12 protein-coding genes are annotated in these 14,844 nt (G+C 70.9%); 2 read left to right on the forward strand and 10 right to left on the reverse strand.

All coding sequences use genetic code 11. From position 1 onward, the window contains the following. Positions 1-198: 198 nt before the first annotated feature. From DE149_RS10565 to DE149_RS10610, 10 genes are all read right to left on the reverse strand, one after another. Positions 199-1,026 (reverse strand): hypothetical protein, encoded by an 828-nt coding sequence (locus DE149_RS10565; RefSeq protein ID WP_197458584.1) that lies wholly within the window; start codon positions 1,024-1,026, stop codon positions 199-201. A 32-nt stretch (positions 1,027-1,058) separates the two neighbouring features. Beyond that, the gene (locus DE149_RS10570) at positions 1,059-2,300 is read right to left on the reverse strand and encodes a DNA cytosine methyltransferase (protein ID WP_223247475.1); all 1,242 of its coding nucleotides are present in this window, start codon (positions 2,298-2,300) and stop codon (positions 1,059-1,061) included. A 260-nt stretch (positions 2,301-2,560) separates the two neighbouring features. Next, a complete protein-coding gene (locus tag DE149_RS10575) occupies positions 2,561-3,181 on the reverse strand; it encodes an AMP-binding protein (RefSeq protein ID WP_051995213.1) in 621 nt (206 codons plus the stop codon). 1 nt (position 3,182) lies between these two features. Further along, entirely contained in the window at positions 3,183-4,277 is a 1,095-nt protein-coding gene (locus DE149_RS10580) for a S66 peptidase family protein (RefSeq protein ID WP_113914451.1), read from the reverse strand. A gap of 83 nt (positions 4,278-4,360) precedes the next feature. Then, the gene (locus DE149_RS10585) at positions 4,361-5,941 is read right to left on the reverse strand and encodes a long-chain fatty acid--CoA ligase (RefSeq protein ID WP_233490740.1); all 1,581 of its coding nucleotides are present in this window, start codon (positions 5,939-5,941) and stop codon (positions 4,361-4,363) included. A gap of 40 nt (positions 5,942-5,981) precedes the next feature. Continuing rightward, positions 5,982-7,163 carry an acyl-CoA dehydrogenase family protein gene (locus tag DE149_RS10590; protein ID WP_113914452.1) on the reverse strand — a complete coding sequence of 394 codons (1,182 nt, stop codon included), beginning with the start codon at positions 7,161-7,163 and terminating at the stop codon, positions 5,982-5,984. Positions 7,164-7,209: 46 nt separating this feature from the next. After that, on the reverse strand, positions 7,210-8,061 hold the full coding sequence (locus DE149_RS10595; RefSeq protein WP_113914453.1) for a CoA transferase: 852 nt from the start codon (positions 8,059-8,061) through the stop codon (positions 7,210-7,212). Continuing rightward, the gene (locus tag DE149_RS10600) at positions 8,058-10,235 is read right to left on the reverse strand and encodes a 3-hydroxyacyl-CoA dehydrogenase NAD-binding domain-containing protein (RefSeq protein ID WP_113914454.1); all 2,178 of its coding nucleotides are present in this window, start codon (positions 10,233-10,235) and stop codon (positions 8,058-8,060) included. The genes DE149_RS10595 and DE149_RS10600 overlap by 4 nt, the downstream gene beginning before the upstream one ends. A gap of 46 nt (positions 10,236-10,281) precedes the next feature. Continuing rightward, entirely contained in the window at positions 10,282-11,496 is a 1,215-nt protein-coding gene (locus DE149_RS10605) for an acetyl-CoA C-acetyltransferase (RefSeq protein WP_036313873.1), read from the reverse strand. A 45-nt stretch (positions 11,497-11,541) separates the two neighbouring features. Continuing rightward, complete coding sequence (locus DE149_RS10610) at positions 11,542-13,224, reverse strand: long-chain-fatty-acid--CoA ligase (RefSeq protein ID WP_113914455.1); 1,683 nt, start codon at positions 13,222-13,224, stop codon at positions 11,542-11,544. Positions 13,225-13,442: 218 nt separating this feature from the next. On the opposite strand from DE149_RS10610, the gene DE149_RS10615 reads away from it, so the two are divergent. Both DE149_RS10615 and DE149_RS10620 read left to right on the forward strand, forming a co-directional pair. Beyond that, a complete protein-coding gene (locus DE149_RS10615) occupies positions 13,443-14,048 on the forward strand; it encodes a TetR/AcrR family transcriptional regulator (protein ID WP_113914456.1) in 606 nt (201 codons plus the stop codon). Positions 14,049-14,273: 225 nt separating this feature from the next. After that, positions 14,274-14,840, forward strand: coding sequence for a DinB family protein (locus DE149_RS10620; protein ID WP_041104677.1), 567 nt, complete (start codon positions 14,274-14,276; stop codon positions 14,838-14,840). Positions 14,841-14,844 lie beyond the last annotated feature (4 nt).

The following is a 14,844-nucleotide window of genomic DNA, read 5'->3' on the forward strand; positions in this document are numbered from 1 at the left end:
GGAAGCAGGCCCTCGCCCAGCTCGCCGCGGCCTACCCCGACCGGATCAACCCCTACCTGTGACCACCCCGCTTACACAGACAAGTTGACACGCCCGCGAACGGCGAGCTCAGGCTTGGTGTCCCGCGCTCGGTTCGCGACCATGATCCTCCGCGCTGCACAGCTGGAGGCCCAAGATCTTCCGTTGTTGCCTTTGTCTTCAGATCCCACTGAACTGCGTGTCGTAGCGCGTGGCCATGCGCATGATCATCGAGTCGTAGTGAAAAGCGTCCCCCGGCTGCGGTGCGGGTCGGGAATGAACGACTTTCACAGGACTGTCATCGTTCCGAAGGTCGAGGACAGTTACGCCAATTGCATCAAAACCGATACCGATGGAACTGGAACGAGTCCGAAGAGTATTAAGGGTGTCCAACACCCGTTGACAATCACCGGGCTGCTTGTGAGAAGTGACAACGGGTTCCTGCCCGAGATGAATGCGCTCAACGTTTGCAGGGTTAGAACTTACAAACACGTCTGCGACATTAACCTGTGCGTATCCAATCGCCAAGGCTGTCTGGCTCTCACCGTGTACAGAGATGTGGGAACTGGTCAATTCATCATGAAGACGCGGAAGTGACTTGACGTGAGCAGTCATCGTGGCCTTAGCTTCTAGAGCCACCAGAACCGACCCGACAGGCGCCACAGGAATATCTGGTAGCGACGTCAGCTCGCCCATCTCTTCTCCGGAGAGGTTCATGTTGTAGCGCTGCGCGAGAGAGACCAGGGACTCGCCGCGGGCCGATGTCGCCGCTCCTCCTGGTCGGGCGATGACCAAGTCAAGCACCTTGCTCTTCTTCGTTTCGAAATCACTCAACTTCAGATTGACACCAAGGACAATCTTGCCGTCGCGGGCATGTTGCCGCATCACACTCGACGAGCGAAGCAAGTCGAAGGCGACGCCCCAACTGGCCACTTTTCCATGACGATCTGATCGAGAATGATATTGCCAGCGAATTCCATATTTGGTGGGGTCTGCCGGTTCGCTCATGGTTCGAGCCAGAATATCGGGGCCAAACACGTTCATGCCTCCAACTTGGTAATCAGCTGATCTTCAGTCAATGCCCTGTCCGCCTCAGCCACAGCCTCGCGGAATCCCGGATATCGGCCCAAGTTCCCCTGGAGAAGGCGCGAACGGAAACCCGACACCGCACGCCGGCTCAACGCCGGGGCTGACGACACGTCAACATGCTCCAGCAAGTGCTCATACGGTTCCAGAGTGGGAAATTCGCTGGCCTCCACTCGCCATCGCTTCCCGCCCATACCAGCAGCAGCGTTCGGCCACTGCCTGGATGAGCCCCAATCGACGGAGGGGCACACCACTTCGCCTGGCGCGAAGACTCGCCGAGCCACCCACTCTGCAACACGCACCGAGACTGCATTGCCAAGGAGTTTGCTCCGGGTTCCGCGCGTCCGCGCAGCGCTCAAGCCGAAGTCGAGATCAGTCCACCCGCGGGGGAACCCCTGCAATGATTCCATTTCTGCTTCCCTCGGCACCACCAAGGCGCGAGTGGCGTCCTCCGCGCCACGGACCCAAATGGCAGGAGGTGAAGCGATGCCGATCGTGGAGCCACCCTTGAGCGTCGGAATCGCGTCGGGTGCCCACCCCAATCCACCCTTACCCTCCGTCCAGTAGAATCCAAAGGCGTCGGAGGAATAATGATCATCAGGGCGTGACGCCGCCTCGTCCGCAAAAAGGACCTCCGACGGGTTGAGGTTCACCGAGGCAACAACGATTACACGACGGCGCCTCTGCGGCAGTCCCGTAAAACGAGTGTCGACGACCCGGTAAGCCCAAGAGTATCCAAGGGTCTCCATCTCCTGGACCAGGAACTCCATCGCAGCACCCTTGTCGAGGGCCAGCATGTTGGGGACGTTCTCAATGAGCAGTGTGGGAAGTCGTCGTCCAGCAGAGATGCGACGCCGAAGCAGCTCGAACAAATGCGTCACCAACCCGGACTGCTCCCCGCGAATGCCCGCAGTTCGACCTGCCTGTGAGAGATCCTGACAGGGGAACCCAGCGGAAAGTATGTCAGTTGCCTCCGGCAGGGATGCCAGCTCTCGAACGTCTGGGTGCAGCTCAGCACCGGGAAACCGATTCTTCAGAACGATTTGAGCAGGGGCCCAAGACTCACACAGAAGATCTGTCTCGACCTTTGATCCCAACGCATTGTGGAAGCCCTGCTCAATGCCACCGATACCTGCGAATAGACCCGTCAAGTGGACCATACGACGCCTACCTCTCTGCATGGCCTGGTGGGCCATGACCTACGACTCTACCCGTGTCCAGCTCGGCCCCACATGGAGCCGCGGGACGGTGAGATGCTGTCTGAGGCCATCGTCTCGCGCACCCCGGACACGTTAGGCGAAACTGCCCACGAGCGGTCCACCGCACTCAAGGTTCTCCTCATTCGGTGCGGACCGCACGCCTAATGACAAGCTCAGGGTTCTTGTCCACCGTCGTGAAGATCGGGGCGGGGCTCCACTCGCCCTTGGGATACGTCCAACCAGTCAGATCAGGCCCCTCACCGCAGCAGGTCCTTCACGATCTTCCCCGTCCCGTTCTTCGGCAACGAGTCCATGAGCGTCACCGGCTGCGGCCCCTTGTACGAGAGTAGGCGCTCGCGCACGAACGCGGAGAACTCGGCCTCGGCGACGTCGGGGTGCACATAGAGCGCATCCTCGACCTCGCGCGGGTACACGTTGTAGCCGTTGCGGATGTTGATGTCCTTCAGCCGGCCCACGATCCGGTAGTAGCCCTCCTCGTCCCGCCGGGCGAGGTCGCCGGTGCGGAGCCAGCCGTCGTCGTCGAACGCGGCGGCCCCGGCCTCCGGCAGGCCCAGGTACCCGGACATGACCACGGGCCGGTGGATGCGCAGCTCGCCGGGGGTCTCGGTGTCCCTCTCCGGCACCTCCACGCCCTCCGGGGTGACGATGCGGAACTCCACACCCTCCAGCGGCCGCCCCACGGTGCCGGGGCGGCTGGGGCCGTCCATGGGGTTGAAGCACACGGGCCCGCAGGACTCGGACAGGCCGTAGGCCTCGCGCACCGGCACGCCGAAGGCCGCCTCGGCCTCGGCCTCCCGCAGCGTCTCCACGGCCAGTGGCGCGCCGCCAGAAAGCACGTAGCGCAGCGCGCCGATCAACTCACCCGAACTCCGCCCACACCCGCCTCTCCACCCCATCCACGGTCATCACGCCGCCGTGCGGCAGCACCCACTGCGGCCGGGTGTGGCCGAACGGGACGCCCACGCACACCACCGCGTCCGGGTTGTAGCGCCCGACCTCCTCCACCACCACATCGGCCTGCTCCGCGCTCCGCCGCGCCCGCTCCTCCGCACCGCGCGGCGCCTCGAAGGAGCTCGTCGGCGGGCGGGCCGCCAGCACGGCGTCCACGGCGCCGAGCACGCCGCGCTCCCCCAGGATCCGCAGCAGCCGCCGCACCTCGCCGGCGCTCGGCAGCTCCTCGCTGGTCTCGATGAGCAGCACACCGCCCTCGAGCACCGCCATGTCCGCAGGCCCGCGGCCGGCCGCCATCACCCACGGCAGCACCTCGAGGCAGCCGCCCCACGTCCGGCCAGTCACGGCACGCCGCGGCCCGGCCCAGCGCCACGGTGAGGCGCCAGCGCCGACGCCGTGCGCGCCGTCGTCGTGCGGGCCCGGCACCGGCTCGCGCGTCCCGAACTCGGTGAGCGCCCACGGGTCCAGCCAGTCGACGCCGTGGTCCTCCGACTCCCCCGGCTCCGTGATCTCCAGCCGCCCTCCCGTCAGCAGGGCGGCCCGCAGGGACGCGGCGTGCACCTCATCCACAGCCGGTCCCGGCCCCAGGTGCACCTGGGTGGACCCGCCGTAGAAGCTCGCCACGCCGTTCGCCCACAGCCACTGGTGCAGGTTGGTGTTGTCGCTGTAGCCGAGGAACGGCTTGGGGTCCGCGCGCACGGCGTCCGCGTCCAGGGGACCGATCACGGTGATCTGGTCCTCCCCGCCCACCGTGGCGATCACCGCACGGATCTCCGGGTCCGCGAACGCCGCGTTCAGGTCCCGCGCCCGGTCCTTGGCGCTCGCCCCGAGCTGCCGGGTGGTGGGGTACTCGACCGGCACCAGTCCGGTCACCTCGGCCAGGCGGCGCATCGCCTGCTCGTGCATCGCGGGCGCGAAGCCGGGAGCCGCGAACGACGGCGAGACGACGGCGATCCTGTCGCCCGGCTGGGCCTTGGGCGGGTGGACGAGCGGCTGAGTCATACCGGGAGCGTAGCGAGAGGCCACCTGTCCGTCGTTCCTCTCACTCAGACCAGACGACCCGCGCCCAGACCGCCCGGCGCCCCTCACCCCTGACGCAGCTCGCGGCGCAGGATCTTGCCCGTGGCGTTCTTCGGCAGCCCGTCCAGGATGGTCACCTCCCGCGGCCGCTTGTAGCGGGCCAGCCGCTCGGCCGCGAACGCCTGGAGCTCCTCCCCCGTGACGGCGCTGCCCGGGGCCAGCGAGACGAAGGCGGCGATCTCTTCGCCCAGCCGCTCGTCCGGCACACCCACCACGGCGGCCTCGACCACGTCCGGGTGCTCGTAGAGGACCTCCTCCACCTCGCGGGGGTACACGTTCATGCCGCCGCGGATGATCACGTCCTTGAGCCGGTCCACGATCATCACGTACCCGGCCTCGTCCCGGCGGGCGATGTCCCCGGTGCGGAACCAGCCGTCCTCGTCGAACGCCGCCTCCGTGTCCTCCGGGCGGCCCCAGTAGCCGGCCATGATGCCCTCGCCCCGGATGCGCAGCTCACCGGAGGTCTCGAGGTCCTCCTCGGGCACCTCGGTGCCGTCCATCGCGACGATCCGGAACTCGAAGCCGTCCACCGGCCGGCCCACGGTGCCCGGGCGGGTCGGCGCGTCCACGGGGTTGAAGAAGCACGCACCCGCGTTCTCGGACAGCCCGTAGCCCTCCAACACAGGCACGCCGAACAGCTTCTCCGCCGCGCGCAGCGTCTCCACCGGCAGGCTCGCACCACCGGAGAGGGGCATGCGCAGCCTCGAGAAGTCCGCCGGCTCGGCCCCGGCCTCACGGCGGGCCCGGGCCACGGTGAGGAACGCCCCGTGCATGGTGGGCACGCCGGGCAGGAACGTGACGCCGTGGTCCTGCAGCTGGTCGTAGGCGGCCTCCGGCACGAACCGCGGCATCAGGGACAGGGTGGACCCGGCGAACACCGCCCCGTTGAGCACCACCGAGAGCCCGAACACGTGGAACATCGGCAGCGCCGCGAACACGACGTCGTCCGGGCCGAGCCGGCCCAGGCCGGTCGCCGTCGCCATGGCGTTGGAACGCAGGTTCGTGTGCGTCAGCCGCGCACCCTTGGGCCGCCCCGTGGTGCCCGAGGTGTAGAGCAGGACGGCGTCGTCGTCGGGGTCGCGCGGGGTGATCTCCGTGACCGGGGCGATGCCCTCGGCGGCGCACTCCCGCCCGACCGCGTCGAGGTCCAGGGTGACCACCTCGACGTCGACGTTCCCGGCCACCTCGTCCACGGCCGGCAGCCCGGGCATGGCCCAGAGCATGCGCGCCCCGGAGTCCTCGAGGAAGTACCCCAGCTCTCGGGCGGTGAACAGCGGGTTGAGCGGCACCATCACCGCGCCCAGACGCATGAGCGCCTCGTAGACCGCCACGAAGGCCGGGACGTTGGGCAGCAGCACGGCCACCCGGTCCCCCGGGCCCACCCCGCGGTGGCGCAGCCAGCCGGCCGTCGCGGCCGTGACCTGGTCCAGTTCGCGGTAGGTCATGCGGGCCTCGCCGATCCGCAGGGCGACGGCATCCGGCTGCCGGGCCACGGTGGCCGAGAGCAGCTCGGCCACATGGCCCCGGCGCTCGGTGGGCCGGCCGTGGGTGGTCGCGGAGGCGTCGGGGGTCTCGGAGGTCGTCACGGTGGCTCCTGATCTGGTCGGGACGGTCGTCGGAGGGGGGTCAGAGGAAGGCGGAGTGTCCGGTGAGGCCACGGCCCACGATCAGCGAGTTCACCTCGTAGGTGCCCTCATACGTGAAGATCGCCTCGACGTCGCAGAAGAACCGACCGAGCCCGACGTCGGCGAGGATGCCGTTGCCGCCCATCATCTGCCGGCCCAGCGCGGCCGACTCGCGGCACATCTGGGAGGTCTTCAGCTTCACCAGGGAGGCCTGCGTCATGGACACCTCACCGGCGGCCTCCAGCTGCACCGCCCGGTGCGCCATGCCCAGCGTGGCCGCCAGGTTGGCCGCGATCTGCACGAGCAGGGACTGCACCAGCTGATGCCCGGCGATCGGGCGGCCGAACTGGGTGCGTTCCAGCGAGTAGCGGCGGGCGGCGTCGAGGATGCCCTGCTGCGCGCCCACGGCCTGCCAGCCCAACCCGTTGCGGGAGCCCAGCAGGATCACGTTGGTGTCCGCGAAGGTGTTGGCCTTCTCCAGCTTGTTCTCCGCCGGGATGCGCACGTCCGTGAAGGTGATGTCCGCGTTCTGGACGATCTTCACCGCGGTCTTGTGCTCGATCTTGGTGGCCTCGTAGCCGGGGGTGTCGGTCTCCACGATGAAGCCCTTGACCTGGTCGTCCTCCTCGTCCCGGGCCCACACGATCGCGATGCGGGACATGGTGCCGTTGCCGATCCACCGCTTGGCCCCGTTGATCACCCACTCGTCCCCCTCCCGGCGGGCCGTGGTGGCCATGCCGCCGGCGACGTCGGAGCCGTGCTCCGGCTCGGTCAGCGCGAAGCAGCCGGTGTACTCCATCGCGTACAGGCCCGGCAGCCACGTCTGCTTCTGCTCCTCCGAGCCCAGGGCCTCCAGGGTGGCCCCGACGAGGTCGTTGTGCAGGGCGAAGTACACGCTGAGGGAGATGTCCGCGCGGGCCAGCTCGGCCATCAGGTGCCCGCGGAACAGCGGGTCCTCGGTCATGCCGCTGATGTGGTCGTAGCCCAGCTCGCCGACGCGGCGGGCGATCTCGTGCGGGAACTCGTCCCGGCTCCAGGCCTCCGCCACGTGCGGGGTGACGATCTCGGCCAGGGCGGCGCGGATCTCCGCGAGCTTCTCCTGCTGCTCGGGCGTCAGGAGGCGGTGGTACTCGAGGACGTCGACGTCGATCAGCGAGCGGGTGCGGGAATCCGTGGTGGTCATGAGGGGCTCCTGGAGGTCGTTCGAGGGGGGTGCTGAGTCGTGGGGGTCAGGCGGTGGGGCTGGCCAGGGCGGTGAGCGGGATGCCCCGCTCCTCCCCCCATGCCTGCCAGTGGGCGGCGTCGTGCCGGGAGAGGGCCTCGGTGAGCTGCGCGCGGACGTCCCCGTCCGCGTCCACCCCGAGGCCCTCGACGAGCGCGGCCGCGAAGTGCGGCTCGAGCGCGCCGACGGCCACGTGGCCCTCGGCCGCCGGATACACCCCGTAGTGGGGCAGGGCCCCGCCCAGGGGGCTGCGCGGGTCCGTCATGCGGTGCCGGTTGGGCAGGGCCAGGGCGTGCGCGGCCTCGGCGAGCGCCACCGTGGCGTGCCCGCCGTCCCCGTCCGCGCCGCGGGCCCACAGCAGGGCCAGCGCGGTGGAGACGGCCCGCTCGGCACCGTGCAGATCCGCCGCGAGGATCCGCGGCGGAGCCCCCGGCGCCAGCAGGCCCGCCGCGGCCTGGTAGTTGATGTCGTGGCCTGGCACGTCCGTGCGGTCCCCGGCGTATCCGGTGATGTCCACCTGGCAGATCCGCCGGTGGCGGGCGCGGACGGCGTCGGCGTCCAGGCCCAGCCGGCGCAGCGCCCCGGAGCGGTGGGAGGTGAGGAACACGTCCGCCTCGGCCAGGATCTGCTCCATCTCGGCGGCCCCGGCCTGGGACTTCATGTCCACGGTGCGCACCGACTGCCCGCGGTGCAGCTCCTCGTAGAGGGCCGGCACCAGGGTGGCCACGGGGTCCCCGCTGGGCGGGAGCACCGTGACGACGTCGGCGCCCAGCTCCTGCAGGCGGGCCGCGGCGGCGGGCCCGGGCAGGTTCAGGGCGATGGTCACCACGCGCACCCCGGCCAGCGGTGCGGCGCTCATCGGCCCGGCCCCTCGCCTCGCTCGGCCAGCTGCCGGAGGGCGTCGCTGGGACGGAACCGCTCGCCGTAGCGGTCGGCCAGCTCGTCGGCGCGGGCCACGAACGCGGCCGGCCCGCCCTCGCGGTGCGTCATGAACGTCACGGGCCCACCGGTGTGCGGCGGGAAGCCGATGCCGAACACGCCGCCGAGGTTCGCCGAGGGGGCGTCGGTGAGGACGCCGTCGTCGAAGCAGCGGGCCGTCTCGATGGCCATGCGGTAGAGCAGGCGGTCCTGCAGGTCCTGCTCGGGCACGTCCGCCCCGGTGGCGAAGTGCTCGGCCAGGCCCGGCCACAGGTGCTTGGGGCCCTGTTCCGGGTACTCGTAGAAGCCGGCGCCCTGAGCGCGGCCCGGGCGGCCGAACTCGTCCACCATGCGCTCCACCACGCGCTCGCCCGGCCGCACCGGACGTTCACCGCCGGCCTCGGCGACGGCCTTCTCCTCCTCGCGGCGGATGTGCTGGATCAGGGTCAGGGAGACCTCGTCCATCATGGCCAGCGGGGAGGCCGGGAAGCCGGCGTGGCGGGCCGCCCGCTCGATCCGCTGCGCGTCGACGCCCTCCTCCACGAGGGCCGCGGCCTCGAGCACGAGCGTGCCGTAGACGCGGGAGGTGTAGAAGCCGCGCCCGTCGTTGACCAGGATGGGCAGCTTGCGGATCTGCTGCACCAGGTCGTAGGCGCGCTCCACCGTGCGCTGGGAGGTCTGCTCACCACGGATGATCTCCACGAGCCTCATCCGGTCCACCGGGGAGAAGAAGTGCAGGCCGATGAAGTCCTGGGAGCGCTCCCGCGGGCCCTGCAGCAGGGTGATCGGCAGCGTGGAGGTGTTGCTGCACAGCAGGGTGTCCGGGCCGACCACCTTCTCCACCTCGGCGAACACCGAGTCCTTGAGCTCGAGGTCCTCGAACACGGCCTCGATCACCGCGTCCACGTGGGCGAGGTCCTGATAGTCCTCGGTGGGCTGCACGCGGGCCAGGACGGCGTCGGCGTCCTCACGGCTCATGCGCCCCTTCGCCACGCGCCCCTCGAGGAGGGCACCCACCCGCTCACGGCCGCGCTCGGCGGCCTCCAGGCTGACGTCCTTGAGCATCACGTCCACGCCGTTGAGCGCGAGCGCGTGGGCGATGCCCACGCCCATCATCCCGGCGCCCAGCACCGCCGCCGTGGTGATCGTGCTGCGCTCGCGGGAGGGACCGCCCAGGGCCGCGCCGGAGCGCAGCGCCTGCATGTCCGAGTGGAACGCCTGGATCATGGCGGAGGAGGTGTGGCCCGTCACGAGGGACACGAAGTACCGGGTCTCGATACGCGAGGCGGTGTCGAAGTCCACCTGCGAGCCCTCCACCGCGGCGCTGAGGATCGCCTTCGGGGCGGGCAGGTCCGCGCCGTGGAGCTGCCGGCGCAGGGTGGCGGCGAACGCGGGCAGGCGGGAGGCGAAGGAGGCCTGGGCGGGGGTGCCGCCGGGGATCCTGAAGCCCTTGACGTCCCAGGGCTTCACGGCGGCGTCGGCGTCGGCGCGGTGCTCCAGGATCCAGCGCTTGGCGGCGGGCACCAGGTCCGCGGGGTCGGTCACGACCTCGTCGATGATCCCCTTCTCCATCGCGGCCCGGGCGTCGCGGGCGGTGCCCTGCAGCAGCCACTCCATCAGGGCGCGCTCCACGCCCACCATGCGCACCAGGCGGGTGATGCCGCCGCCTCCGGGCAGCAGGCCCAGGGTGACCTCCGGGAGGCCGACCTTCAGCCCCGGGTCGTCCACGGCGATGCGCCGGTGGCAGGCCAGGGCGATCTCCAGGCCGCCGCCGAGCGCCGTGCCGTTGATCGCGGCGACCACGGGGCGGCCGAGGGTCTCGAGGCGGCGCAGCTGGCCCTTGACCCGCTGCGTCAGCGCGAACACGGACTCCACGTCCTCGGGGCCGGCCTGGGCCAGGGAGTCCAGGTCGCCGCCGGCGAAGAAGGTCTTCTTCGCGCTGGTCAGGACGACGCCGGTCACCGTGTCCCGCTCCGCCTCCAGGCGGTCCACGACGGCGTCCATCGCGTCCTGGTACCGCTCGTTCATCGTGTTGACCCGCGCCTGCGGGTCGTCCATGGTCAGCGTGACGACGCCGTCGGCGTCCTGGTCCCAGGTGATCATGTGCTCACTCATGCCGGTGCTCTTCCTGCCGTGCTGGTCGGTCGGGTGGGTGGGGCGCTCAGACGCGCTCGACGATCGTGGCGACGCCCATGCCGGCGCCGATGCAGAGCGTGGCGATGCCGGTCCGCAGGTCGCGCCGCTCGAGTTCGTCCACGAGGGTGCCGAGGATCATGGCGCCGGTGGCCCCCAGGGGGTGGCCCATGGCGATCGCGCCGCCGTTGACGTTGGTCTGCTCCTCGGTCCAGCCCATCTCCTTCATCAGCAGCAGCGGCACGGCCGCGAACGCCTCGTTGATCTCCACGAGGTCGATGTCCGCGGCGGTCATGCCGGCCACCTCGAGGGCCTTGCGGCACGCCGGGGTGGGGCCGGTGAGCATGATGGTGGGCTCGGAGCCGACGACGGCGGCGGAGACGATCCGGGCCCGCGGGCTCATCCCGGCCCGCCGGCCGGCCTCCTCGGAGCCGATCAGCGTCAGCGCGGCGCCGTCGACGATGCCCGAGGAGTTGCCGGGGTGGTGCAGGTGCTCGATCCCCGCCAGCGAGCTGTACTTCTCCAGCGCCACGGCGTCGAAGCCCGCCTCCCGGCCCAGCGCCTCGAAGGAGGGCTTGAGCGTGGCCAGGGTCTCCACGGTCGAGTCGGGGCGGATGGTCTCGTCCCGGTCCAGCACGGTCATCCCGTTCATGTCCGTCACCGGGACCACGGAGCGGGCGAACCGGCCCTCCTGCCACGCCGCCGCGGCACGGCGGTGGCTCTGCGCGGCGAAGCGGTCCAGCTCTGCGCGGCTGAATCCCTCACGGGTGGCGATCAGGTCCGCGGAGACGCCCTGCGGGATGAAGTCGGTGGCCAGGGAGGTGGCCGGGTCCATGGCCCACGCGCCGCCGTCGGAGCCCATGGGCACGCGGGACATGGACTCCACGCCGCCGGCCACGAGCAGGGACTCCCAGCCGGAGCGGATGCGGGCGGCGGCCTGGTTGACTGCCTCGAGTCCGGAAGCGCAGAACCGGTTCAGCTGCACGCCGGCCACGGTCTGCGGCAGGCCCGCCTTGAGGGCGGCCACCCGGGGCAGGACCGCGCCCTGGTCGCCCACCGGGCTGACGCAGCCGAGGATCATGTCCTCGATGTCGGCGGGGTCGAGCCCCTCATGGCGGTCGCGCAGCGCGTGGGTCAGGCCGACGACGAGGTCGATCGGCTTGACCTCGTGGAGGGAGCCGGAGGGCTTGCCGGCACCGCGCGGTGTGCGGAGGGCGTCGTAGAGGAAGGCGTCCTGGGTCACGGGGTCTCCTGGGGTCGGGGTGGGTCTGGGGAGGTGGCGGGCCGGTCAGCGGCCGGAGGTGAGGGCGTCGGCGTAGTCGGCGCGCAGCTTGCGCTTGTTGACCTTCCCGACGCCGGTCCGGTCGATCTCCGTCACGAAGCGGACCTCGTCGGGCAGCTGCCAGGTGGCGAAGCGCTCGGCGAGTGCGGCGAGGACGGCGTCCTGGTCGACGTCGGAGTCCTCGTCCCGCACCACGAGGGCCAGGGGGCGCTCCTCCCACTGGGGGTGGGGGACGCCGATCACGGCGGCGTCGCGGACCCCGGGGACGGTCATGATGTGGTTCTCCAGGTCGATCGAGGAGATCCACTCGCCACCGGACTTGACCACGTCCTTCAGGCGGTCGGTGACCTTGAGGTAGCCCTCCGGGGAGAGGTAGCCCAGGTCCCCGGAGCGCCAGTAGCCCTCGTCGTCGAAGCCGGCCTCGGTGGCCTCGGCGTTGTCGGCGTAGGAGGTGGTCACCCAGGGCCCGCGCAGGCGGATCTCGCCCACGTTCTCCTCGCCGGGCGGCAGCAGCTCGCCCAGGGGGTCGGTGATCTTCACGTCCACCCCGACGACGACGAGGCCCTGGAACCGCTTGAGGTTCCACCGCTCATCCTCGGAGAGGGTGTCCATGAGGCTCGGCTTCATGCGGTTGAGGGAGACGATGGGCGAGGTCTCCGTGGCCCCGTAGGCGTGGATGACCTCCGCGCCGGTGAGCTCGTCGAAGCCGCGCATCATGGCCACGGGGGGCTCGGTCGCGCCGCACAGCAGGCGCACGCCGTCCATCCGTGGGGGCGTCTCGAGGGTGCGGAGGTGGTGGAGCATCGGCATGAGGATCGCGGGCGCGGCCGGGGCCACGGTGACGCCGTGGTCCACGAGGGTGGAGGTCAGCCACGGGGTGTCCGTGAGGTTGAACCGGCCCGGCAGCACCAGGCGCGCGCCCACGGCGACGGCGGCGAACGGCAGGCCCCAGCACTGCGCGTGGAACATGGGGGTCAGCAGCAGGGCGGTGTCCGCCATGGTCATGCCCAGGGTGGACACCACGGCGTGCGCGTGCAGCCAGGTGGCCCGGTGCGAGTAGAAGACGCCCTTGGGACGGCCGGTGGTGCCCGTGGTGTAGCAGGCGCCGGAGGCGGAGCGCTCACTCACGTTCGGCAGGTCCGCTGTCTCGAGCGGCTCCTGCCCGTCGAGGAGGGCCTCGTAGGACAGGACGTCGCCGCGACCGGCCCAGTCGGCGGGGAGCTCGCCGTCGCCGGCCACGATCCAGCGGATGCCCCCGGGCAGGTGCGGTTCGAGCGCGGCGGCGAGCTCCAGGAGGGTCTCGTCCACGACGATCGTCCCCACCTGCGCGTGGGTGATCACGTAGGCCAGGTCCGTGGGCGCCAGGCGCAGATTGAGCTGCACCATGGTCGCGCCCAGCAGCGGGACGGAGAAGTAGGACTCGAGGTGGCGGACGTCGTTCCACAGCAGCAGGCCGACCCGGTCCCCCGGCCCGACGCCCTCGGCGCGCAGGGCCGCGGCCATGCGGCGCACCCGCTCCCACACGGCCGCGTAGGTGGTGGTCTGCCACCGGGAGCCGCCGCCGCGGGTGTGGATGATCTGCTGATCCCCGAAGGTCCGGGCGGCGTCCCGCAGGAGGCGAGTGGTGGTGAGCTGCTCGTCGTCGCCCATGGTGGACGGGGTGCCGAGGACGGTGTCGGTGGTCTGCATGGGTCCCCCTGGGAGGTGTGGTGGTCGCGGAGGCGGGCGGCAGTCATCTGTGACGTGCCTCACTGTGCGTGTGTTGCACACTCAAGCACGATGTTGCACTAGCGTGCAAGAAGGGTGCGGGGGACGTTTCGCTCTCTGCCGTAGGGTTCAGCGAGCCCCCGCATCCTCGTCTCCCGACCACGGGCCATCCCACCCGCCGACCCAGCCCCGAGGACCCGATGAACACCCTCCTGCCCTTCGACCAGGACGACCTCTCCTCCCCCGCGCGCCTGCGCCTGGCGGCCCTCGAGCTGTACGCCGAGCGGGGGGTCGAGATGGCCAGCGTCCGCGAGATAGCGCAACGGGCCGGCGTCGCCCCCGGGCTGGTGCGGCACCACTTCGGCAGCAAGGCGGGGCTGACCCGCGCCGTCGATGACGACGTGCTGCGCCTGATCGCCACGACCCTCGACGAGGTCCCGCTCGTGGGCACCCCACAGGAGGTGTCCGCGGCCCGCGACGCGGCGTTCGCGGACCTGCTGGCCGACCACCCGGTGGTGGGGGCCTACGTGCGCCGCTCGCTGCTGGAGGCCGGCGGGGAGACCGAGTCCCTGCTGGAGCGCCTCGTGGACCTGACCACGGGACAGACCGAGCGCCTGCGCCGGTCCGGCTTCGCCCCGCGGCGCAGCATGCCGACGTCCGTGTTCGGCACCGTCATCCGGCAGATGGGGCACCTGATGGTCGACCCGTCGGCGGACCGCATCTGGCGCCGGATCGCCGAGACCCAGGAGGACGCCGCCGAGCAGGCGAGCCCGCGAGTGCGGCTCGTGGTGGATCCGCCGCGGTGAGCAGGATCGCCTCCGACCGCGAGGGCGTCGTGCATCTCGTCCGGCAGGCCGACGACGCCGGCCCGCCCGTTCCGGGAACGCCTGCGGTCGGTATGGGCGCACTTTTCAGGCTCAAAGCGACCGCACGCGTTCCAGGTCCGCGGGCGCCCCCCGGCCGCCCGCGCCCCCGCCCCCGCACGCGCCGTTTCCCGAACGAAAACGTGGGTGGGGCGTAGCCTGGCCGCCATGACCACCGTGTTCTACGACGACCAGGGCCGCCCCGAGCCGCCCTTCGCCGCGGGCGAGGCCGCCACCCTGCTGGGCTTCCTCGACTTCCTGCGCGCCACGATCGAGTGGAAGACGGCGGACCTGGACACGGCCGCGCTGCACCGCCGCCTGCCGGGGCACCCGTCCGCGATGACGCTCGGCGGCCTGCTCAAGCACCTCGCGTTCGTCGAGTTCTGGTGGTTCGAGGCCGTCGCCCTCGGCGAGCCCACCTCGACGCCCTGGGTGGGCGCGGACTTCGACGCGGACCCCGACTGGGACTGGCACAGCGCGGCGCAGGACTCCGCGGCGGACCTGCGCGCCCTCTGGCAGGGCCAGGTGGAGCGGTCCCGGCAGATCGTGGTGGACCTGCTCGCGGCGGACGGCGACGACGGCGCCGCGGCCCTGGCCCGCGCCCACCGGATCCGGGAGGGGCGGGACCCGGTCTCGCTGCGGTGGATCCTCACCCACATGATCGAGGAGTACGGCCGCCACGCCGGCCACGCCGACCTGCTGCGCGAGGGGATCGACGGCCAGGCCGGCGAGTGAGCCC

It is taken from the genome of Micrococcus sp. KT16 (assembly GCF_003315015.1).
Lineage (GTDB): Bacteria > Actinomycetota > Actinomycetes > Actinomycetales > Micrococcaceae > Micrococcus > Micrococcus luteus.

Coding starts and splice junctions, on each gene's coding strand:
- DE149_RS10565 (WP_197458584.1), bottom strand. CDS start 1,026: ATGAGCGAACCGGCAGACCCCACCAAATATGGAATTCGCTGGCAATAT.
- DE149_RS10570 (WP_223247475.1), bottom strand. CDS start 2,300: ATGGCCCACCAGGCCATGCAGAGAGGTAGGCGTCGTATGGTCCACTTG.
- DE149_RS10580 (WP_113914451.1), bottom strand. CDS start 4,277: ATGACTCAGCCGCTCGTCCACCCGCCCAAGGCCCAGCCGGGCGACAGG.
- DE149_RS10590 (WP_113914452.1), bottom strand. CDS start 7,163: ATGACCACCACGGATTCCCGCACCCGCTCGCTGATCGACGTCGACGTC.
- DE149_RS10595 (WP_113914453.1), bottom strand. CDS start 8,061: ATGAGCGCCGCACCGCTGGCCGGGGTGCGCGTGGTGACCATCGCCCTG.
- DE149_RS10600 (WP_113914454.1), bottom strand. CDS start 10,235: ATGAGTGAGCACATGATCACCTGGGACCAGGACGCCGACGGCGTCGTC.
- DE149_RS10610 (WP_113914455.1), bottom strand. CDS start 13,224: ATGCAGACCACCGACACCGTCCTCGGCACCCCGTCCACCATGGGCGAC.
- DE149_RS10615 (WP_113914456.1), top strand. CDS start 13,443: ATGAACACCCTCCTGCCCTTCGACCAGGACGACCTCTCCTCCCCCGCG.
- DE149_RS10620 (WP_041104677.1), top strand. CDS start 14,274: ATGACCACCGTGTTCTACGACGACCAGGGCCGCCCCGAGCCGCCCTTC.